The sequence below is a fragment of the Snodgrassella sp. B3882 genome, from assembly GCF_026535915.1.
Classification (GTDB): Bacteria; Pseudomonadota; Gammaproteobacteria; order Burkholderiales; family Neisseriaceae; genus Snodgrassella.
Genome location: NZ_JAFNPF010000014.1, coordinates 1 through 2,217 on the forward strand (window position 1 = coordinate 1; position 2,217 = coordinate 2,217).

Here is a 2,217-nt window from a genome sequence, read left to right on the forward strand (position 1 = left end):
CACCGATATTCAACGCAAACGCACCGCGTCCAGCCTGACCCATATTAGAGACCATAAAAATCTGTTGCGATTTATTCGGTAGTTTAGGCGTTTGAACCACGGTAAAGCCACCATTAAGCAAATAACGATGAGGATGGTTGTTGTCTTTGCCATAATTATTGCTGGTCAGATCTTTGTAATAATGGCTGACCAGATCGGAGCCATCGGTACTATTACGTTCAATCGACATCGGCATGTAGTTGAATTTCAGATCATATGGGTTGGTGTCGCTGTTGGCAGCACGAAATACATACACCATGCCATCATTGGCGGAGGTAATCAGATATTTTTGTTTATTGAATTCTGTTTGGCCGATGGTTTCGATGGAATTATTGATGATGTCGCCCATATTTCTGGTGGAACCAAGACCAGATTTATCAGGACGCTGGCGATAATCGAGTACAAAGCCGTTTTGTTTGATCTGGTTATCGGCAGTGCTGCGGCTAAACCAATTGAGTAGACCATCGCGCCATTCCAGATTATTCAGATTATTGTTATCGGCAAGTTTAAACGAATCATTTTTTAGACCGCTAAAGAGACTGCCAGAAAAAAGATAGGACTGGTTGCCATCATTCAAAACCAGTTGGCGGTTTGCAAAAGAGGGCTGTTTATTGCAGGCATTGTTGTCCGCAGCATTTTCATTGTAGGAATGAAAACACAATTGGCTGCTCCAATGCTCAGTATCGACTCTGGATTTGATCAACAAATTTTGCTTTGAGGTAGAAGATTCACCCATGATCGGTGTAGTAGTGGTAATGCTTTCTTTTTGTTCATTTGTCTGAGCTGCAATTTCTTTGAAGATATCTTCAAAGGCTTTTAAAACCGTATCAGGAGTCATGGCATTGAAATAATACCGGGCATTGGGATTGGTAACAGGGTCATAGTCTGGCTTAGGAGAAGCAGCATTTTTCATTAGTTCAACCGCTCTTCTATCACCACTAGCATCTAAACCAAAACTAATGGTGAAAGTTTGTGCGGTCTGAGTAAACGTAGGAGAGTGCCCGGGCAGATGAGCCAATGGGTCAGGAGCATCCCACGGCTGTCCAGCATCATCGGTTAGGCGGCGGTCTGAATGCTTGGTAGTTTCAATATATTTTTGTCCCCAATTATCTACAATAGGGGAATTATAGATGTATTTACCAAAATTTTTAGTGCGCAGTGTTTCAGTGTAATAGCTTAGAGCCAATAGATATTCTCGATTATAGTAGTCAAACATTTTTTCATTGCGGACCACACTACCATCGAAATAGCCATCGTAACCAAAATCTCGACCATTGCGTTGTAAAGTTGAATCAGTTATGGGCTTGTCATTACCAGCCTCACCATCGGATAAAATGATTAGATAGGATTTCTGACAGCGGTATTTCAACTTATTCATTAAAGTATTTCTGACTACGGCATTGATTCGGGCAAATGTTGGTGTGAGCCCATTAGCATATAAACCTCGTTTTCCTTTAGCTGGATTACCCTTAATTGTATCGATAACAAATTCATAATCTTGTAATTTCTCTGTATCATAAAATTGATTATATTCAGGGTGGGCATTTGTAACAAATCGCTCATAGACCCCGGTTATAGGATTTGGCCTAAAATCATATTCAGTATGGCTATTTAGTGGTTGAACACTGTAATTGAAATCATTGCGATAGGTGTTGATAATTTGTTCTAATATATTGTTGACCGTAGACATTCTCGTGAACCTATGGCAATTTTGAGGGTATTTATATTGTATGATGGTTGAGTCATTTTCGGAGAGCTGGGTTGGACCTGGTATTGATCCTACAAGAACTTCATCAGCACTCCAAGGACCAAATGTATCCCATTTTCTGCAAGCCCAGTAAATATAACCCATGCTGTTAACTTGAAATTTGTCTAAACATGTTTCCTTACGGTACTTAGCATAACATTGGCGTGTGGCCACATCCGTATCCATACTCCCCGAATCATCAATAAAGAAGGTAATATTCGGTTTGACAAAATAGCTAGTAGTTTGAATAGATTGGTTTTGCAGGTACAGTGGCGTGTCATTAAAATGGTTGACAGCTAAGGAATGTGAATGGTAAAATAATGCTATTATAATAAAAATACTATTAAATTTAAACGATGCTCTGATGCTCTGATGCTCTGATGCTCTGATGCTCTGATGCTCTGATGCTCTGATGCTCTGATGCTCTGATG

Annotated in this window: 1 protein-coding gene; it reads right to left on the bottom strand. The window is 40.1% G+C overall.

Annotated elements, in window-relative coordinates; all coding sequences use genetic code 11:
• The coding region (locus tag J3U68_RS10600) for a PilC/PilY family type IV pilus protein (protein WP_267376896.1) at positions 1–1,972 on the bottom strand (1,972 nt) is incomplete at its 3' end.
• Positions 1,973–2,217 lie beyond the last annotated feature (245 nt).